Below are 19,790 nucleotides of genomic sequence, written 5' to 3'. Positions count from 1 at the left end.
AAAATCACTTTTGTTATATATAAAAAAAATCGTGCTGAATTGCTTCAACACGATTTTAAGCACTTTATCCCAATCTTCTCCTGTATAGAGAGAAGTTTAAGTAAATTACATATCAACCATTTCCACGCCATCAATACGTGCGACAGTCATCAAGTCCTTATCACCACGACCAGAAACTGTCGCAATAATAATTTGATCTTTGTCCATAGTTGGAGCCAGTTTAGTCACATAGGCCATCGCATGTGAACTTTCCAATGCCGGGATAATACCTTCGATACGAGTCAGGTCACGGAAACCTTGCAGCGCTTCCTGGTCATTAATTGGCACATAGTTCACGCGTTTCATGTCTTTCAGGAAGCTGTGCTCTGGACCTACACCTGGATAATCCAAACCTGCAGAAATTGAGTGAGTCTCAATGATCTGGCCTTGTTCATCTGACATCAGGTAAGTACGGTTACCATGCAGCACACCCACGTGACCAGCATTCAATGGTGCAGAGTGTTTACCAGTCTCGATACCGTAACCTGCAGCTTCAACACCATACATTTTCACGTCGTAATCATTCAGAAATGGATAGAATAAGCCCATCGCATTTGAACCACCACCTACACAAGCTACTAGCGCATCTGGTAGACGACCCGCTTGTTCCAGAATCTGACGACGTGCTTCACGACCAATAATTGACTGGAAATCACGCACCAGTTGTGGATATGGGTGTGGACCTGCAACTGTACCAATGACGTAATAAGTAGAATCGACATTTGTTACCCAGTCACGCATTGCTTCGTTCATGGCATCTTTCAGCGTTTTAGAGCCACTTTCTACCGGTACAACGGTTGCACCCAGTAAACGCATACGGTACACGTTCATTGCCTGTCGTTTTACGTCTTCTGCACCCATGAACACGACACATTCAAGACCTAAACGTGCAGCAATCGTTGCAGTTGCTACACCATGCTGACCTGCACCTGTTTCCGCAATGATACGTTTTTTGCCTGAAAGTTTTGCAAGTAGTGCCTGGCCAATCGTGTTATTCACTTTATGTGAACCGGTATGGTTCAGGTCTTCACGTTTCAAGTAAATCTGCGCACCACCCAACTCTTTAGACCATCGTTCAGCATGATAAAGCGGACTTGGACGACCTACGTAGTAAGCGAGGTCACGGTCGAATTCTGCCAGAAACTGTTCGTCATTTTTCATACGGAAATACAGCTTCTCCAGATCTTCTAGAGCTGCCATAAGAGTTTCTGACACAAAACGTCCGCCATGGATACCGAAATGCCCTTGTTCGTTCGGGAATTGGGTATAGTCAATCACATTATTTTGCTGATCCACGATGGACTCCTTGCATAAAGCGTTCTATGAGTTGTTGGTCTTTAATACCTTTTGCGGACTCGACACCGCCACTCACATCGACGGCATACGCCCGTGTAGTGAGAATTGCCTGTTCGACATTGTCAGGATTTAATCCACCTGCCAAGATCAAAGGAATATTGAGTTTAGGGAATGTGGTCCAGTCAAAGCTATGCCCTGTGCCACCTTTTAAATCCGGATGCCATGCGTCTAACAGCACTGCACTTGCGCCTGCATCCTGATAGTTTTGAATTTCTGCCACCACATCCAGACCGGGTTTAACCTGAATAGCTTTATACCAACGGCGTCCAACCTGTTTGCCAATCGACTGGCACTGTTCTGGTGTTTCATCACCGTGAAACTGCAGAATGTCCAGTGGCACAGTTTTTAAAATACTCTGGATGTCATCGGCACTACTATTGACGAATAATCCCACCGCCTGTACATAGGCTGGAACTGCCTGAACCAGTGTTTCAGCCTGCTCCAATGTCACACTGCGTGGGCTTGGTGGATAAAATACAAATCCTATCGCATCACAGCCTGCATTCACTACAGCATGTACATCTTCAACTCGGGTTATTCCACAAATTTTGGCACGGGTTCGCATATTGATTTGGCTCGAAAATTTTCTCAATGTCATAGCCGATCTATGAAATTGAACGAATCATTGTAAAGCAATTTATAGGGCTTGCGTAAAGTTCACACTGATATTTATTTATTCAGATTGTGTAAATTAAATGCTCGTCTTATACTGCGCTCACCTTGCAACAAGTCAAAGCCTCCTGCTTTAGGGAAGCTGGTGTAAATCCAGCACTGCCCCCGCAACGGTAAAAAATGAAACGTCAATCAATTTAAATCTTAGGTTTACGCCACTGCATAGAACAACATAAATATGTGGGAAGGTGGATTGGCAGCATGGCAATTGCCCTGCACATTTAAGTCCGGATACCTGCTTGTTGTGTTCTTTAACTCAATCATTCACGGGGAAGTGAATGTATGGAGCACATTATGTCTATTCAATTTCAACCGACTGCTTTGGTCGGTGCAATCGCACTTGCGTTGGGTTCTACTTCATCTGTTTTTGCCGAAACAACACCTAAAGCAAAAACATCTTTAGAGACCATTGTAGTGACCGCTACACGTTCTGAAGAAAAGATTGAAAATGTGCCAGCGCGGATCAATGTTATTGAACCAGCAAAATTGGAACAATCTCCAATCGCCTCTTTACCGCACCTGCTACAAAATGATGCATCTATCAATATGGTACAAACTGGTGGTCTGGGACAGCAAGCCTCAATCTTTCTACGTGGTACTGAATCCGATCATACTTTAGTAATGCGCGATGGTGTAAGATTAAATACTCCATCTCAAGGTTCCCCTTCTATTCAATTTATTGACACTACTGATCTTAAACAAATAGAAATTTTAAAAGGACCTGCATCTGTTCTTTATGGTACTGATGCTATTGGCGGTGTAATTCATTTAGTTTCTAAATCACCAAGTAAAACAGGCGCTTTTATTACAGGTGAAATAGGAGAGCATCAAACTTATAAATCTCTTGTTGGTGCGGACTTATATGAAAATGGTGTGTATGCACAAATTCGTGGACAACGTTTAGAATCAGATGGTACTCAAGTAACAAATTTAAAGGATACTCAAATCCAAGCTGGGAGTTATGATCAAAAAGGATTTAGCACAAAATTAGGTATTGAAAAAGAACAATACGCAGCCTCAATAGATTACTCAGAAAATTCTGGGCGATCTCAATATATAAATGATAATGAGACATATACTGGCATTAAAAATTTCAGCCAAGACTTTAAAAATGAGTTTATAAATCTTAAAGGTCGTGTAAATCTTACTGAAGATCTTTCAATTAATGCACGTTTATCACAATTTAAAGATGATCTTGAACAAAATGAATCTCAAGATTCGGTTTACAATAAGACTCGAGAAGCTGAATTGTATAGTAAATGGCAATTTACTCATGCACAAAATATTTTAGCGGGTGTCGTATATAAAAATACTGAGTCTGATGTACTTAATGGTGTTGGATTATACGGTGTTGATTATTTAAAAGATGTATCTAGTACAGGTTACTTTATTCAACATCAATACCAATCTGATAACTTACAAACTCAAGCTGGACTACGTGTAGAAGATAATGAAACTTTTGGTTCACATACTGTAGGTCAATTGGCTGCACGCTATCAGCTTCTACCTCAAACAAGTATTTATAGCAATATAGGAACAGCATTTAGAGCACCGAGTAATAATGATCTATATGCATTAAGCTGGGGGGGTAATCCCGAGTTAAAGTCTGAAGAAAGTGTTTCTTATGAAATTGGTTTAGATCAGATTATTACGGATCATTTAACACTGGGTTTATCTGCCTATCGCAATGAGGTCGACAATTTAATTTCTTGGGACAATGGTAAAAATAACAATGTAAATGAAGCCACCCTGACGGGTGGTGAACTTGATCTGAATTGGAAAAAAGATGATTTATTACTAAAAGCATCTTATGCCTATGTCCAACCTAAAAACAAAGTAACTGATGCTGACTTACCTCGTCGCCCACGCCAAAGTCTTACAATTACTTCAGGTATTCAAAATGAAGTCTATGGTGTCAGTACTTCACTTTCAGCCAAATCCAAACCTAAAGATGGTTCCGGTGTCGGAGGCTATGCAACTATTGATGTAAATGCCTACTGGAATGTTACCCCGAATGTAAAACTATTTACGAATATACAGAATATTGGAGATGTTGAATATAAAACAGCCTCAGCTTCACAATGGGGTTCAGATATTTATTATATCAACGGCGGTCGCCTTGCCTCTGCCGGGGTCACCTTCAAATACTAAGTTCATTACCCTTTAGATAAATACTTTTGAGCATCATGTCATACCTATGGCATGATGCTTTTTAAATTGAGATATCAAAATTTTAAGGAAATTACATGGGCCACCGTTTAAGTAAAATCTATACCCGTACCGGCGACTCAGGCACTACAGGCCTCGGTGATGGCTCACGCGTAGCCAAGGATGACCTGCGTATCAATGCGCTTGGTGATGTCGACGAACTAAATGCCTGCATCGGCGTACTGCGTTCGCAAATCGCGGTAAGCAATATTGAAGATAAGGCCACTTGGGATAAGTCGTTAAGCCTGATCCAGCACTGGTTATTCGACTTGGGTGGTGAAGTTTGTATTCCTGGCTTTAATCTAGTTCAGCCAGTCTCAATTGAATTTCTGGAAAATGACATTGACCGCATGAATGAAGCTTTACCAATGCTGAAAGATTTCATTCTGCCAGCCGGTACACTGGTTTGCAGCTTTGCCCATCAGGCCCGTGCAGTATGCCGTCGCGCTGAGCGCAGTGTCATGTCGGTACATCACCGTGACCAGAATATTCAGCCCACATCGCTACAGTTACTCAACCGTCTATCAGACTGGTTGTTTGTCGCTTCCCGTACCCTGCAACGCGCTGAAGGTGGCTCAGAAGTCCTCTGGCAGAAAAATATCAATGACACGATTGATCAATAAATCCACTAAAACGTACTAAATTTCACGGAAAATTCTGCGCCAACGGTATTTGCAACAAAGTATTTCAGGCGCAGAATAACGTCATTCTCCTGTAACTATTCCTCATCATCATGTTTTTATCTTCACTTTTTCAGGTTATCGCGACATGCGCATAATAGGGCATCGCGGTGCACGTGGAGAAGCGCCAGAAAATACCTTGGGCGGTTTTCAATATATCCAAGACATCGGGATTCGTGCGGTTGAATTTGATGTTCGACAATTGAAAGATAATGCCCTGATTATCATGCATGATGATAATTTTGTTCGTACCACAGGCCAGCAAAAGCATCTATATGAATGCAGTCATGATGAACTGCGTCCCTATAACCACGCGGTAAAATGGTCAGAGTGGAATCGAGTTGAACCCACTCCTCTACTTAATCAAACCCTGAAAGTCATTCACAACTTTGACCATATTGAAGTCGAAGTCAAAGAAGTGGCCTCAGAAGCTGCGGCAGAAAAATTGACCTTAGAGTTACAGCAACAGCTGAAAGGTTTTGAACATTCTGCGATTATCACCAGCTTTGATACCAAGATCCATGCGGCACTGCAACAACAGAAATCACAGTTTAAACGTGGTTTGTTAATTGAAAACGATATTAAGCATAAAGCCATTGATCAGGCTTTAGAACTAGGATGCTGCCAGATTGGCTGGATGAATGAACTGGCAGATCAGGACATCATTAAAGCCACCCAAGCAGCAAAACTGAATATCAGTGTCTGGACCGTGAATGATGTTGAACGTGCCAAAGAACTGCGCGATCTTGGGGTACAAGGCTTGATTACCGATTTTCCGAAACTGATGCTGCAACAGCTATAAGTTCCAAATGATGTTTTTACAACCTCTTCACCAAGAGGTTTTATTTTATCTAAAGCCTTAATTTCAACAGCAGTTACATATATTTTGTGATGTTTGCTCCAATTTTCTTCATATTGTTCCGAATATAAAGCGACTAAAAGACCATTCTATAAAAGTATAACTCTCTCTAAACGGTACATCTTTAGAAAAATAAAGCCTTGAGCTTTTGATTGATAATACTGATACACAAATGAAATTATGTGGTTTTTTCCACTTTTTAACTGTTGAAGTTTCTCAATTTAACTTTGAAAAACGGCATCTTGTCACAACCTAAAAATGGCATTTTTCGTTTTAATTATTCTGTTACTCATAAGTACAATACACCTGTATATAAATGCTAGTGCCACCCTGCTGCACATGCTAATATGCTTAAGTTCTATCCGTTATAAAAACAACTGGATTGGAATTTTTTTAGATATACCTTCCTAGGTTCAGAAACATTTTTCCTAGGTTCCAGGAGTGCTGTTGGAGATGAATGCTCCCCTACCTCAAGCCCCAATTAACTGGGTCGCTGTGTTTGCTCTGGTTGTATTACCAATCGTAGCAGTCATCGCAATTCCCTTGTACGCGTACCACCATGATTTCAGTCTCGCAGCCTGGATCAGCATGTTTGTTTTACTTGGCGTGAGTAGCCTGGGTATTACTGCAGGTTACCACCGTCTTTGGGCACACCGTGCTTATGAAGCAACTTTACCACTAAAAATTATTTTAATGATCATGGGTACATTTGCTGTACAAAACAGTATTTTGTACTGGGGTTCTGGTCACCGTACCCATCACCGCCATGTCGATGATATCGAAAAAGACCCCTACTCAATCAAAAACGGCTTCTGGTATGCACACTTGGGCTGGATGCTTCGTGACTATCCAGCAGCTGAACCAAACTATAAAAATGCACCTGATTTGCTCAATGACAAACTGGTGATGTTTCAGCACAAATACTACATTCTATTGGTCATCGCAGTACACGCTGCCATCCTGTTGCCAATCGGCTGGGCTGTCGGTGATGTCTGGGGCGTACTGTTACTGGGCGGTCTGGTTCGTCTGATCCTGAGCCATCACGTGACTTTCTTCATTAACTCGCTTTGCCACATGTGGGGTTCTCGTCCATATACGGATGAAAATACCGCACGAGATAACTTCTGGTTAGCGATTGCAACTTGGGGTGAGGGTTATCACAACTACCACCACATCTTCCAGTACGACTACCGTAATGGCGTGAAATGGTGGCAATATGACCCAACAAAATGGCTAATCTGGACTTGTTCAAAACTTGGTCTGGCAAAAAACCTGCGCCGTATTCCAAGCTTCAACATCAAGAAAGCTGAACTGGCGATGAAGTTCAAATATGCTGAGCAAGACCTTGCCGTATATGGCCATGACGTGAATGAAGACATTGCCAATGTTAAAAGCAAGATCTCTCAGGAATATGATGCTTTCACCCAAACCCTGAATGACTGGGCCAAGCTGAAAGAAAAAGAGCTTCAAGTGAAAAAGGCAGCAGTTGCCGAGAAAATTCATCAGATGGATGGCAAGCTAAAAATGGAATTCCAGCTGGTGGAACAGCGCCTGTCTCATCACCGTGAAACCCTGAATTTGCTGGTTCGCAACTTAAAAAAAGCACCAGTTTCCGAATAAGTTAAAAACTTTAAAAACGCTCCAGATTTGGGGCGTTTTTTATTTAGAACCAGCAAAAATGTTCAACAGTTTTCAACATTATTCTTTGTTATAGTGAACTAAATAAAAGTTGAATCTGATCGCTATGCAATTTAATCCGCGCTACAACACTCTCTCTCCCCGTCTTTACCATCATCAGCCACCACTACCGTTAAAAGGGGCCAAAGCCGGTCATTTCAATGAAGCTTTGGCCGATCAGCTGCAATGGTCAGAACAGGACAAAGCTGAATGGGTAGAAATCTGTAGCGGCCAGAAAACCTTTGCTGAATTTGAACCGCTGGCCATGGTCTATGCCGGACATCAGTTTGGTCAGTGGGCGGGGCAGCTCGGTGATGGACGTGGTTTGCTGATCGCCCAGATTCTGGATAAAGATCACCAGACGATTGACCTGCATTTAAAAGGTGCTGGTGCAACGCCTTATTCTCGTATGGGTGATGGTCGCGCCGTGCTGCGTTCCGTAATCCGTGAATATCTGGCAGGTCATGCCTTGAACTGTCTGGGTATTCCTTCCAGCAATGCGGTCGGTTTTACTTCATCTGCCCAAGGGGTACAGCGTGAAAAGCTCGAACCTGGCGCGATGCTACTACGCACTTCGGACTGTCATATCCGCTTTGGGCATTTTGAATGGATCAATCAGTATCAGCCTGATCTGCTGCCTGAATTCACCCAGAAATGTATCGAATGGCATTATCCAGAGTGTCTGCAGGCTGAACAGCCTGTACTCGCCTTTGCTACTCAGGTGGTACAACGTACTGCAGTCATGATTGCCAAATGGCAGCTGGTTGGTTTTGCCCATGGCGTAATGAATACCGATAATTTAAATATTACCGGTTCAACGCTGGACTTTGGCCCGTATGGTTTTATGGAGCGTTTCCGCCCGAACTGGATTAACAACCACTCCGATTATCAGGGCCGCTATACCTATCAAAACCAACCAAGCATTGGGCATTGGAACCTCTGGACCTGGCTGAATAATCTGGTTCCTCTCTGCCCTGCAAATTATGACAAAGAGCAATGGAAGCAAGATTTAGCTGCATGTTTAGAGCACTATGAACCGACCTTCTTAGAGCATTATAAACATGGCTTAAATCAGAAAATGGGTTTACCAAGTTTCCATAAAGACAGTTTTGATTGTGCCATGGCCTTCTTAAGAATCCTGCAAAGCGAGCAGCTCGACTATACCCAGAGCTTTATCCATCTGCAGAACAAAGAATATGAAGCGATCAAGGATGACTGTCTGGATCGTCGTAGTTTTGAAAGTTTCTTGAGTCAGTATCAGGCGATCCGTGAATACCAAGATACCGATGAGCTAGATGCAGAAATGGTGAAAGCCAATCCACAGTATATTTTGCGCAATCACATGGCACAGAAAGCGATTGAACTGGCGGAAGCAGATGACTTTTCAGAAGTCGATCGTTTATTCAAGTTACTCAGCCAGCCATTTACTCAGCAGCCGGAACTGGAACAGCCTGAAGACCTCGGCCCATTACCAAGTGATGTGCCTGAAGTCATGGTCAGCTGTTCGTCTTAATTTATTCACAACACAACTAAAAACTGTGGATAATTTAAACATTATCCACAGTTTTTCTTTGAATTATTCACAACTTATGTGCTTACATCAGATTGCCGTCCAAACCACCCTTACTCTTTCTGAAACCAGCTGTAGTCAACCATTTGGTGAAGGCTGTGATGTCTATAAAGTGCTGGATAAAGTTTTTATGCTACAGTTTCATCTGCAAGGCAAAGCTGCAATCAACCTGAAAGTTGAACCGGAACATGGTGATATGCTACGTGATATTTATCCTTATATCCGTGCGGGTTGGCATATGAATAAACGCCATTGGATTACAGTATTTGAAGATGATGGACTGGATAAATCTCTGGTACAGGATCTGGTTATAAATTCTTATGAGCTGGTGGTTTCCAAATTACCCAAGGTTAAACGACAACGACTGGAACTCTTGCAGCAAATTAAATAGCTTTCATTCCATATAAATCATTTATCAACTTATAAATTGGTCAATCTAGAGTCTATTAAAAAGTATGTCTAGGTTAAGTTCGCTTTTCTTTTTTTTAAAAAATTTAATTAAATTTCAAAAACATATGCCTATAATTTAACACAGGGTATCTAGTATTCCCTATTTTATCTACCTAAATGACTGACCTAGCTATTCTGTTGCATTAAACGCGTCGTGATACATCACCTCTCCTTGTGGAACATGCCCTTGAAACGCAATTGCCTGAAAATATTCCACCGGCACACCCTTAAGGTAGAGATCGGGATAAGTTTTAAAGCCAAAACGTCCATAATAATTTGGATCACCCAGTACTACACAGCCTTGAGCTCTCAGCTTTTTCAGATTTTCCCAAGCTGCCTGCATCAGTAATGACCCAATTCCCTTACCTTGCTTTTCAGGTAATACAGAAATCGGCCCAAGCCCATACCAGCCATTTACTCCTGAAGCAATTGTGACTGGCGACACCGCCACATGCCCAACAATCTGTCCCTTTTCTTCTGCGACTAATGAAACACTCAACTGCCCCGCTTTACCCAAAGCATTGACAATCAAATGCTCTGTATGACTGCTATGTTCAGCATGTAGAAAGGCCTGTCGAGTAACATTTTCAATTGCCTGTAAATCAGCTTTTTGCTCATCTCGAATCTGGATTTCCATTTCATTTTTCCTTTTGATCTACTTCTTATTCTCGTCAAAATAAAAGAGCGAATAGAAATGGTCTATTCGCTCTTTGTGAATATTCTTGAACTCTTTTAGTCCTCAGGATATTCAAAACGGTAGCCCACCCCATAAACCGCCTGAATCCATTCATGACGGTTACCGGTTTCTGCAGCATCAGAAATCTTGCGTCGTAGGTTCTTGATATGACTGTCAATCACGCGGTCTGCCACATCGAAACTGTCCGGATTGATGTGATCGAGCAATTGTGCACGTGAATACACTTGCCCCACATGTTCCAAGAATAATTCAAGTAGACGGAATTCAGTTGGTGTCAGGTTCAATGCCTTTTGTTGATACCAGATCCGTTGCTGGGATTTATCCATACGGAATAAATCATTACTTTCCGGTTCAGCCTTACGATCCAGACGACGCAATACCGCCTGTACACGTGCTACCAGTTCTTTCGGACTAAACGGTTTGCAGACATAGTCATCTGCGCCCATATTCAGACCCAGTACACGGTCAATTTCTTCAGTACGTGCGGTCACCATAATGATTGGTAAGTCTGACTGTTCTCGTACCTTACGGCAGATGGTTAGACCATCCATACGAGGCACCATCAGGTCTAGAATCATCAGGCTCGGCTTACGTTGGGTAAAGCTGTTATAGGCCTCTTGTCCATCATGAAACATGCTGACTTCAAAACCAGCAGCCTCTAGATAGTCTCGCACCAGCTGTGCAAGTTCGACTTCATCTTCAACCAGCATGATATGTTTCATGAATTACTTCCTTATGATTTCATTTGTTTAGGAAAGGTCAATTTGCAACGCAGTCCGCCCAGCGGTGAATGGTCAAAGCTCAGACTACCACCTAATGCCTGGGCAATTTTACATGATAATGCCAAACCCAGACCGGTGCCGCCAGTCGCACGGGTTCGCGAGTCATCGACGCGATAGAAACGCTCACCAATACGCGCCAGCTGCTCATCGGTCAGACCCAGCGGACTGTCATCGACATATAGGGTCCATTGTTTATCATTCTGTTCAGTATGGATATGTACCTGTCCACCGGCTTCAGTATAACGAATGCTGTTGCTGAGTAAATTTGCAATGATCTGTTTAAAACGGTCCAGATCTAGCTGGAGTTCAGCACCCTCACCTTCAGCGGTCACGGTCAGTTGAGCCTGTTCAAACTTCGGATTGAAGTTGTTCAGTTCCTGCTGCACCACATCCCATGGATTTACACTACTGGTATAAATTTGCAGTTGCTGTGCATCCGCCTGTGCCAATGCTGCCAGATCCTGCGTTAGTTTTTTCAGGCTAGTCACCTGAGCCAACATCGACGCAAAATGTTCCGGCGTTGGTTTACGGATCCCATCCTGCATCGCTTCAATCTGTGCCTGGAGTACCGCTAATGGTGTTTTCAGCTCATGTGAAGTATCCGCCACCCACTGACGACGTGAGGTTTCATGCTGATCCAGAATCACAGCTAATTGGTTCAGCTCATTAGATAAATCACCGAGTTCATCATTTCGGTTCACTTTGACCTGATGCTGATAATTACCTTTGGTCAGTTCACGCGTACCTTTCAACAAACGTTGAATCGGCTGTTTAAAATAGGTTGCCAATAACAAGGCTGCAATCAGACTGGTCAGGATACTTAAGCCATAGACCAGGAACAGGTAACGTTTCTGGTTACTAAAGAAATTGATACTTAAGGCATCTTCCTGATCCAGCACCGGTTTCAGTCCCAGATAACCAACAATTTTATTGCCCACCATAATCGGACGATAGGAAATCTGTTCATCAGATTGTTCACCCACCACAAAACGGCGCTGGGCATCATATAGCGACAAACGTGAACTTAAACCCAGTCGGTCTGGCATTTGGATAAACTGTTTCTTGCCACTTTGCGGCTGAGTACTTTGAGTATTGCCATTTTTACGATCTGTTCTAAACAGGCTCTGATTAGAACTCAGCGGGAATTTCAAACCTTCAAAGGGCTGGAACTGCGAAGGCAAATTGGCTGCCAGCAAACGTAATTCTTCGGAATCCACCGGAGGTTTTTCCTCAGCATCAGATTGCATCAGGCTCGGTGCCACATTGGCCAAGGTATGATCCTGGAAATAACGCTGCTGCAATGCGATATCATATTGACGGCGTAACCACCAGCGTGACAGGCGGTCATAATCATCCGGTGCTGGTTCGCCTTCAATCTGCAGAATCTGTGCCTGAATGGCATTACCCCAGTCGTTATAGACTGAATAGACTTCGCCCAGATTGGCAATCACATGATCGAGCTTCTGCATTTCCACATCCGCGACATAGCGAGTGAAATTACGCTGCATATTTAAATGAAGCACGCCGAGACTCACCGTGGTAATCACCAGAGTGGTAAACAGCACAGTCAGAAACAGGCGTAATGCAATCGGCATGCGGCGAATATTCAAAAGCAGATTCTCGGTTTTTCCTCTATATTCATTATTGTAGCGAACACAGCCTTAAAAAACTCTCCATTGTTTCTTCATCATTATTATTTATTCTTTGCATTATAGAAATCAGACTGTTGCATTGAGAGAAATACAATGAAAGCCATCACAAAAACCATCCTCGTAAGTGCTAGTGTTTTATCAATGGGCGCATTGACTGCCTGTCAGTCCACCAATAATGTTCAAAGCGAAACTCATCCTAAAATGATGAAACAACATCATGATCAGCGTGAACACCGCCTGACACCGGAACAGCGCGAGAAGTTCCAGCAAAAACGTGCTGAATATGCGGAGTTACAAAAACAAATTCGACAGGCCTGCGACAACAAAGCTGTAGGCAGCACCGTTCAGGTCAAAGCCGGTGAAAAAACCATTGACGGTACCTGTAACATCTACTTCAAAGCCGACCGTAAAGACATGAAAGCTGCACGCGCTGAATTCCGTGGCATGAAAGGTGAACATCGTCCAATGCGCGGTGACTTCCGTGCTGCACCCGGCCAAGGTCGCGGTGAACCAATGACAGATGCACAACGTGCCGAAATGGTGAAACAGTTTGATCAACGTTTGGCACAACGTCAGGCACAGCAAAAAGCAGTGATTCAGGCTTGCCAAGGCAAAAAAGATGGTGCAGCTGCTCAAATCAAGATTGGCAACAAAACCATCAATGGTCAATGCCATGTACGCTTCCAGCCAAAAGCACCAGTTGCTGCTCCAGCAGCAAAAGCATCTTAATTGATCACTTGAATTTTCTTATTTTAAAGGCACCTTCGGGTGCCTTTTTTCATCTCTGCCAATTGTTTAGGTAAGTGCATCTAAGTGCTCATGTTTTTTGACCATTCGTATCACACATTTTTTTATAAAAACGTTTACACTCAATATACTTAAGATTTCAAGGGCAATTATCTTTGACTTTACAGTCACCAAGAAATAGCCCTGAAATGCTTGTGCCAGCAAGGAAGATGTTGCACGATTAGCCCCATGTTCATACGTGTCAGTGAAGGCACGTTTCACTTTAATTCAGGATTATAACGCTGGTATAAAACCAGTATTGAGGAAAACGCTATGCCACAATACAAAGCGCCTTTACGTGATATGCAATTCGTTTTGCATGAGCTTCTAAATGCTGAACAACACTATGCCAGCCTGCCTGCATTCCAGGAAAATGTAAGCCGTGAACTGATTGACCAGTACCTCGAAGCTGCTGCAGATTTCTGTGAAAACGAATTATCCCCACTGAACCAGGTGGGTGACCGTGAAGGCTGTACTTGGAACGACGGCGTTGTGACCACTCCAACCGGTTTCAAAGAAGCGTATCAAAAATACATCGAGCTAGGCTTCCCTTCTCTTTCTGCTGAAGAGCAATACGGCGGTCAAGGCTTACCAAACTCGTTAGGTATTACCGTTTCTGAAATGGTCGGTACTGCGAACTGGGCATGGGGCATGTACCCTGGACTGTCTCACGGTGCTGTACGTACCCTTGAACACCACGGTTCTCAAGAACAAAAAGACACTTACCTGCCTAAACTGGTTTCAGGTGAATGGACTGGTACCATGTGTCTGACAGAATCTCATGCAGGTTCTGATCTAGGCATTATCCGTACTAAAGCTGAACCACAAGCTGACGGTAGCTATGCAATCTCTGGCGAGAAAATCTTTATCTCTGCTGGTGAGCACGACATGGCTGAAAACATCATCCATATCGTATTGGCTCGTCTGCCAGGTGCACCGAAAGGTACTAAAGGTATTTCCCTGTTCATCGTACCGAAGTTCAACGTGAATGCTGACGGCTCAATTGGTGAACGCAACAACGTACGTTGTGGTTCGATCGAACACAAAATGGGGATCCATGGTAACGCAACTTGCGTAATTAACTTTGACAACGCAAAAGGTTACCTGATTGGACCTGAAAACCGTGGTCTGAACTGCATGTTCACGTTTATGAACACTGCACGTATCGGTACTGCTGTACAAGGTCTGTCTGCTTCTGAAGCAGCATTCCAAGGCGCTTTAACTTATGCCAAAGACCGTCTGGCAATGCGTTCTCTATCTGGTCCTAAAGCACCAGAAAAAGAAGCAGATCCAATCATCGTACACCCAGCCGTTCGCAACATGCTGCTGACTCAAAAATCATTTGCTGAAGCTGGCCGTGCACTGGTTTACTTCCTGGCTCAACACGCGGATGTGGTTGAAAAAGGTGCGAATGAAGAAGAACGTAAATTCTCTGACAACATCCTGTCATTGCTGACACCTATCGCAAAAGCATTCCTGACTGAAACTGGCTCAGAATCTGCGAAACATGGTGTACAAGTATTCGGTGGTCACGGCTTTATCTCTGAGCACGGTATGGAGCAGATCGTACGTGATACACGTATCTCTTGCCTGTACGAAGGTACCACTGAAATTCAAGCACTAGACCTGTTAGGCCGTAAAGTACTGGGTACTCAAGGTGCAATGTTGAAAGACTTCACCAAGATCATCCACAAATTTGCGGAAGCAAACAAAGACAATGCTGGCATGAAAGAGTTCATCGAGCCACTTGCTACCCTGAACAAGGAATGGGGCGACCTGACCATGCAGATCGGTATGCGTGCAATGCAAAACCCTGAAGAAGTCGGTGCTGCTGCAGTAGATTACCTGTACTTCTCTGGTTACGTGACTCTTGCGTACCTATGGGCTCGTATGGCGCTGGTTGCTCAAGAAGCTCTTGCAGCGGGTACAACTGAAGTGGACTTCTACAATGCGAAGATCACTACAGCTCGCTTCTACTTCAAGAAAATCCTGCCACGTGTTCGCTCACATGTTGACGTGATCGCAACTGGTGTTGAACCTTTAATGAGCCTGGATGCGGAACACTTCGCATTCTAAGCTGATGCAGTTTTAATTGCATAATCAAGGAAAAGGACGGTCACAAAACAGGCAGTCCTTTTTCTTTATAAAGCGTTACAGAATTAACCTTTAGTCGTCTAACAATAAGATTTTTAATGCATTAGACTGACGCAAAACCAAACGAATCGAATCAAACAAGAAACAACGGGTGACACACTATGCCAATTTATAACGCGCCACTTGCCGATATGAAATTCATCCTAAATGATGTATTCAAAGCAGAACAATTCTGGCAAGCCAATGAAAATTTAGCTCATTTAGATGCTGCAACAGCTGAAGCTATTCTGGAAGAAATGGCTAAATTTGCGCAAAATGTAACACTTCCTTTGAACCGTACTGGTGATGAAGAAGGCGCGAAATATAACAATGGCGCAGTGACTACCCCTGCAGGTTTCAAGGAAGCATTCAAGCAATACGCAGAAGGCGGCTGGATCGGCTTGGGCGCTGACGAAGAATGGGGCGGCCAAGGCATGCCAAAAATGCTGACCGTGCTTTCTGACGAGATGCTGTTTGCAACCAACCCATCATTCATGCTGTATCCATTGCTTTCTGTGGGTGCTGGTATGGCGCTAAACAGCTATGCATCTCAGGAACAAAAAGAAACTTACCTGCCAAAAATCTACTCAGGTGAATGGTCAGGAACTATGTGTCTGACTGAACCTCATGCAGGCACTGACCTCGGTATCATCAAAACAAAAGCAGAACGTAATGAAGATGGTACATACAACATTACTGGTACCAAAATCTTCATCACCGGTGGTGACCACGACCTGGCTGAAAACATCATTCACCTGGTACTGGCAAAAACACCGGATGCACCTGCAGGTTCTCGTGGTATTTCCCTGTTTATCGTGCCTAAATACTTAGTGAATGAAGATGGTTCTCTGGGCGAACGCAATGCGGTAGGTCCTGGTTCAATCGAACACAAAATGGGGATCAAGGCATCTGCAACTTGTGTGATGAACTTCGATGGCGCGAAAGGCTATATCGTAGGTAAAGAAAACGAAGGTCTGGCTGCGATGTTCGTGATGATGAACTACGAACGTCTGTCTATGGGTATCCAAGGCCTGGGCGCTTCTGAATTCGCTTACCAAAATGCGGCTCAGTACGCGACTGACCGTTTGCAAGGCCGTAGCGCATCTGGCGTTCAATCTCCAAACAAACCTGCTGACAGCATCCTGGTACACGGCGATGTACGTCGCATGTTGCTGAATACGCGTGTGAATAATGAAGCATCTCGTGCTTTTGCAGTATATGTAGGTCAACAGCTGGACATCACCAAATTCTCAACTGATGCAGAAGCGGTGAAAAAAGCCAATGATCGTGTTGCGCTGTTAACACCAATTGCTAAAGCTTATCTGACCGATACTGCATTTAATGCCGTTCTGGATGCGCAAATGGTCTTCGGTGGTCACGGTTATATCCGTGAATGGGGCATGGAACAGTGTGTACGTGACCTGCGTATTGCACAAATCTACGAAGGTACTAACGGCGTACAATCTCAGGACTTGATCGGCCGTAAGACCATCAAGTGTGGCGGTGCATTCATCGAGGAATACATCCAGGAAATCCGTGACTTTGCCAACGGCTTGGACGCTGACCTAAACTTCATCAAAGATGCAACCTTGGATGCTGCTGCAGAAGTTGAAGCGGTGACCCAGTTCATTTTGGAAGCTGCGAAAGAAAACCCAGAGTTTGCCAATGCTGCTGCGGTAGATTACCTGCATGTGGTGGGTCTGCTAAGCTTCTCTTACATGTTTGCGCGCATTGCCAATGCTGCGAAAGACAAACAAGGCGAGTTCTATCAAAACAAACTGGCACTGGCGCGTTACTTCGTACAACGTACCCTGCCTGAGCTGGCACTGCGTATCACTAAAGTGAAAGCTGGTCCAGAAGTGGTGATGCAGTTCTCTGAAGATTATTTCACTAATCAAGCGTAAGACTGTTCAACCATAAAAAAACGCCTGCAATTGCAGGCGTTTTTTATAGGTATTTACACCTTTTCAATCAGGATGGTGTCCAGCTGGTTGGCAACTTTTGGATTCACATGCTTATTCACGATACGGATTTCGCCTTCTGACTGCAGTGATTCACACAGTGCCAGGACTTTCTGCATGTCGTCAGTTTTGATGCCTGTCCCCAAAATCAGTTTTTTTCCTGCTTGTAATTGACTAATTTTATTTTGGATTTTATCTAACATCTTTTTTCTCCCTCATTATTCGATGTACAACCTTTACAATATAGCAAGTTCGTCTAAAAAAAATACACTTTTTCATCTTATTACATATTTATTTTTGCTGACGCCATAGTTATTGCATGAATTTTGCTACACCTTTCCTGAGATATATAAATAATGAAAGGAGGATATGCAATGAAACCACAATCCAAAGCCAAAAAGATAGAAACCCTCCTCGACAATTTCGGCAATATGGCCGTAGAAAGTTTTCATTATCTTGCCTTGTTCATTATCGGCTGTATGGTGATCTGGTCTGCCGGGCATACCGTTTTTGATATTTTTGCAGTCAAACAATTCGCCACCATTGATGACATTCTTTTGTTATTTATCTATTTAGAATTGGGCGCAATGGTCGGCATTTATTTCAAGACCAATCACATGCCGGTCCGTTTCCTGATTTATATCGCGATTACTGCCCTGACCCGCTTGCTGATTTCTGATATTCAACATAGCCATAAAGCCAGTATGGATCTGGTCATTATTACAGGTTCGATCCTGATTCTGGCACTGGCAATTCTGGTGGTGCGTTATGCGTCCTGGACTTATCCATCTGTGATTCGTGACAAGCATAGTGAAAAGCCATTACCAGAAGGTAAAACTCCACGACCTGAGGATGATGAATTGGCTTAAGCGATAAAAAAATCCCCCTTTGTAAAAAGGGGATATAGGGGGATTAATTAATCACCTCTTCCTAACCCTCTCCTAACAAGAGAGGGAATTTCTTTTAACGATTATTTACCAATATATAGCGACCATTTTCAAAAATCCAGTGCATGCCAGCAGGAGGATCAGGCAAACCCAAACGGCGCCAGTCATTGATCAGCACATAACGCGAGCTTTCAATCTGTGCCACATTTGGGTCACCATTGGCCCAACTATAGCTGTTCGAGTTGTGATAAATCGTAGTCGGTGCCTGATACTGAATGCTGACACCATTCTGAATCACAGGACGATTCGAATAATGCGGTGCAGGTGGCAACGGACGCTGCGGATGATGCTGTGGTGGACGTGGTGCAGGCGGGCGCTGATATTTATCTTTGCTAGTATAACCTACCCAGTTATTCCCCGCCCCAGCCGGAACTGAAGCTCCCAACAGGATTCCCGCAATACAGGCACTCGAGATCATCATTTTCATCGGAACTTCCCCCAACCAATATGTTTATATTTTATACAAAATATACGGAGAAAATATGAATTTATCCTTATCATGGCTGAGTTTTGTCACAAATCCTAAGCCTACTATTTTAAGAGCCCTTAAGCTGTGAAATTCATGCTTTGTGCTACACTTGGATTTTTCGAATTTTGAGTCCAACACTGTGTCCGATTTAAGTTTTGATCGTTTATATGAATATTTCTGTAAAGTCCCAAGTGTTCAAAAAAACCTGATTGATAGCTACGGATCTGATGGCAAACAGGCATGGTGGTTTAAGTTTCGTATTAATGTCGAGCATCCACTGGCTTGGCAAACTGTGCAGGAACTGGGTCATGTCCTGAATTACATTTCTAAAAATGAACGCCTTCCAACCCAGTTTTTACCGGTCTCTCCTCCTCCGTATATGAATGGTGAAGCAAAAGACTTTCTGTCTTGGGTAATTCAATGCAATCATGCAGACTTCCCACCCGATGTAGTATGCGACTGGCTCGAAGCACGTCTGCCAAACCCAGTTGATGATGAAGCACAATGGAAAATCAAAACGGATATTTCTGAGCTGGATCAAATCTCTGATAAAGATCTGGATAAATTGGTTCCACCAAATCCACAGTCTTAAACAGCTCAATAGCAATAAAAAACCCCTCCAGATCTGGAGGGATTTTTTATCACGGGAATAAACTTTTTATCTGTTCATGATTGAAACTTAAAAGATTAGAACAACCCCTATAAATTTCAGGCAATAAAAAACCCCAGGTCTTAATATGCCTGGGGTTCTTTAGAATCTTGGTCCCGAGGGTCGGACTCGAACCGACACGTCATCTCTGACAGCGGATTTTGAGTCCGCCGCGTCTACCAATTTCACCACCTCGGGAGTGG

The 19,790-nt window shown here is 43.5% G+C and carries 18 protein-coding genes, 1 tRNA gene and 1 riboswitch; of the genes, 11 read left to right on the top strand and 8 right to left on the bottom strand.

All coding sequences use genetic code 11. The annotated features are described in order from the left end of the window. Positions 1-105 precede the first annotated feature (105 nt). Positions 106-1,335, bottom strand: coding sequence for a tryptophan synthase subunit beta (gene trpB, locus ABEF84_RS03185; RefSeq protein WP_034584571.1), 1,230 nt, complete (start codon positions 1,333-1,335; stop codon positions 106-108). Beyond that, positions 1,319-1,960 (bottom strand): phosphoribosylanthranilate isomerase, encoded by a 642-nt coding sequence (locus ABEF84_RS03180; protein ID WP_347455784.1) that lies wholly within the window; start codon positions 1,958-1,960, stop codon positions 1,319-1,321. Before ABEF84_RS03180 ends, trpB begins: the two co-directional genes overlap by 17 nt. Positions 1,961-2,105: 145 nt before the next feature. After that, positions 2,106-2,325: riboswitch (cobalamin riboswitch) on the top strand. A gap of 36 nt (positions 2,326-2,361) precedes the next feature. Here ABEF84_RS03180 and ABEF84_RS03175 point away from each other — a divergent pair. From ABEF84_RS03175 to ABEF84_RS03150, 6 genes are all read left to right on the top strand, one after another. Further along, complete coding sequence (locus ABEF84_RS03175) at positions 2,362-4,218, top strand: TonB-dependent receptor domain-containing protein (protein WP_347453580.1); 1,857 nt, start codon at positions 2,362-2,364, stop codon at positions 4,216-4,218. A gap of 95 nt (positions 4,219-4,313) precedes the next feature. Further along, positions 4,314-4,898 carry a cob(I)yrinic acid a,c-diamide adenosyltransferase gene (locus ABEF84_RS03170; protein ID WP_034584578.1) on the top strand — a complete coding sequence of 195 codons (585 nt, stop codon included), beginning with the start codon at positions 4,314-4,316 and terminating at the stop codon, positions 4,896-4,898. 145 nt (positions 4,899-5,043) lie between these two features. Next, the gene (locus tag ABEF84_RS03165) at positions 5,044-5,757 is read left to right on the top strand and encodes a glycerophosphodiester phosphodiesterase (RefSeq protein ID WP_034584580.1); all 714 of its coding nucleotides are present in this window, start codon (positions 5,044-5,046) and stop codon (positions 5,755-5,757) included. A 510-nt stretch (positions 5,758-6,267) separates the two neighbouring features. Then, positions 6,268-7,434 (top strand): acyl-CoA desaturase, encoded by a 1,167-nt coding sequence (locus ABEF84_RS03160; RefSeq protein WP_034584583.1) that lies wholly within the window; start codon positions 6,268-6,270, stop codon positions 7,432-7,434. 124 nt (positions 7,435-7,558) lie between these two features. Next, complete coding sequence (locus ABEF84_RS03155; RefSeq protein WP_347453579.1) at positions 7,559-9,004, top strand: protein adenylyltransferase SelO family protein; 1,446 nt, start codon at positions 7,559-7,561, stop codon at positions 9,002-9,004. Between the two features lie 76 nt (positions 9,005-9,080). Continuing rightward, on the top strand, positions 9,081-9,452 hold the full coding sequence (locus ABEF84_RS03150; protein WP_034584589.1) for an MmcQ/YjbR family DNA-binding protein: 372 nt from the start codon (positions 9,081-9,083) through the stop codon (positions 9,450-9,452). A 189-nt stretch (positions 9,453-9,641) separates the two neighbouring features. Here the strand turns inward: ABEF84_RS03150 and ABEF84_RS03145 are convergent, their stop codons facing one another. The 3 genes from ABEF84_RS03145 to baeS form a co-directional block, all read right to left on the bottom strand. After that, the gene (locus ABEF84_RS03145) at positions 9,642-10,148 is read right to left on the bottom strand and encodes an N-acetyltransferase (RefSeq protein WP_347473763.1); all 507 of its coding nucleotides are present in this window, start codon (positions 10,146-10,148) and stop codon (positions 9,642-9,644) included. Positions 10,149-10,243: 95 nt separating this feature from the next. Then, positions 10,244-10,930 carry a response regulator gene (locus tag ABEF84_RS03140; RefSeq protein ID WP_034584315.1) on the bottom strand — a complete coding sequence of 229 codons (687 nt, stop codon included), beginning with the start codon at positions 10,928-10,930 and terminating at the stop codon, positions 10,244-10,246. Positions 10,931-10,941: 11 nt separating this feature from the next. Then, positions 10,942-12,600, bottom strand: coding sequence for a sensor histidine kinase efflux regulator BaeS (gene baeS, locus ABEF84_RS03135; protein ID WP_034584313.1), 1,659 nt, complete (start codon positions 12,598-12,600; stop codon positions 10,942-10,944). Positions 12,601-12,735: 135 nt separating this feature from the next. Here baeS and ABEF84_RS03130 point away from each other — a divergent pair, with 135 nt between their 5' ends. From ABEF84_RS03130 to ABEF84_RS03120, 3 genes are all read left to right on the top strand, one after another. After that, positions 12,736-13,371: a hypothetical protein gene (locus ABEF84_RS03130; protein ID WP_034584311.1), complete on the top strand. Its 636-nt coding sequence runs from the start codon at positions 12,736-12,738 to the stop codon at positions 13,369-13,371. Between the two features lie 330 nt (positions 13,372-13,701). Further along, positions 13,702-15,504 (top strand): acyl-CoA dehydrogenase C-terminal domain-containing protein, encoded by a 1,803-nt coding sequence (locus ABEF84_RS03125; RefSeq protein ID WP_034584309.1) that lies wholly within the window; start codon positions 13,702-13,704, stop codon positions 15,502-15,504. Between the two features lie 179 nt (positions 15,505-15,683). Then, positions 15,684-17,465 (top strand): acyl-CoA dehydrogenase C-terminal domain-containing protein, encoded by a 1,782-nt coding sequence (locus tag ABEF84_RS03120; RefSeq protein ID WP_034584307.1) that lies wholly within the window; start codon positions 15,684-15,686, stop codon positions 17,463-17,465. Positions 17,466-17,518: 53 nt separating this feature from the next. Here the strand turns inward: ABEF84_RS03120 and ABEF84_RS03115 are convergent, their stop codons facing one another. Next, a complete protein-coding gene (locus tag ABEF84_RS03115; RefSeq protein WP_034584305.1) occupies positions 17,519-17,725 on the bottom strand; it encodes a hypothetical protein in 207 nt (68 codons plus the stop codon). A gap of 171 nt (positions 17,726-17,896) precedes the next feature. Here ABEF84_RS03115 and ABEF84_RS03110 point away from each other — a divergent pair, with 171 nt between their 5' ends. Further along, entirely contained in the window at positions 17,897-18,391 is a 495-nt protein-coding gene (locus tag ABEF84_RS03110) for a phosphate-starvation-inducible protein PsiE (protein ID WP_034584303.1), read from the top strand. Positions 18,392-18,485: 94 nt separating this feature from the next. Here the strand turns inward: ABEF84_RS03110 and ABEF84_RS03105 are convergent, their stop codons facing one another. Beyond that, positions 18,486-18,896, bottom strand: coding sequence for an RcnB family protein (locus ABEF84_RS03105; RefSeq protein WP_034584300.1), 411 nt, complete (start codon positions 18,894-18,896; stop codon positions 18,486-18,488). Between the two features lie 181 nt (positions 18,897-19,077). Between ABEF84_RS03105 and ABEF84_RS03100 the strand changes: the two genes are divergently transcribed. Beyond that, positions 19,078-19,530 carry a hypothetical protein gene (locus tag ABEF84_RS03100; protein WP_034584297.1) on the top strand — a complete coding sequence of 151 codons (453 nt, stop codon included), beginning with the start codon at positions 19,078-19,080 and terminating at the stop codon, positions 19,528-19,530. A gap of 168 nt (positions 19,531-19,698) precedes the next feature. On the opposite strand, the gene ABEF84_RS03095 is transcribed toward ABEF84_RS03100, so the two are convergent. After that, positions 19,699-19,785 (bottom strand) — tRNA-Leu (locus ABEF84_RS03095). Between the last annotated feature and the right edge of the window lie 5 nt (positions 19,786-19,790).

This window comes from Acinetobacter sp. ANC 7912, from assembly GCF_039862785.1.
Classification (GTDB): Bacteria; Pseudomonadota; Gammaproteobacteria; order Pseudomonadales; family Moraxellaceae; genus Acinetobacter; species Acinetobacter thermotolerans.
Note: the sequence above shows the minus strand (reverse complement) of the source record. Positions and strands in the feature narration are given on the sequence as shown.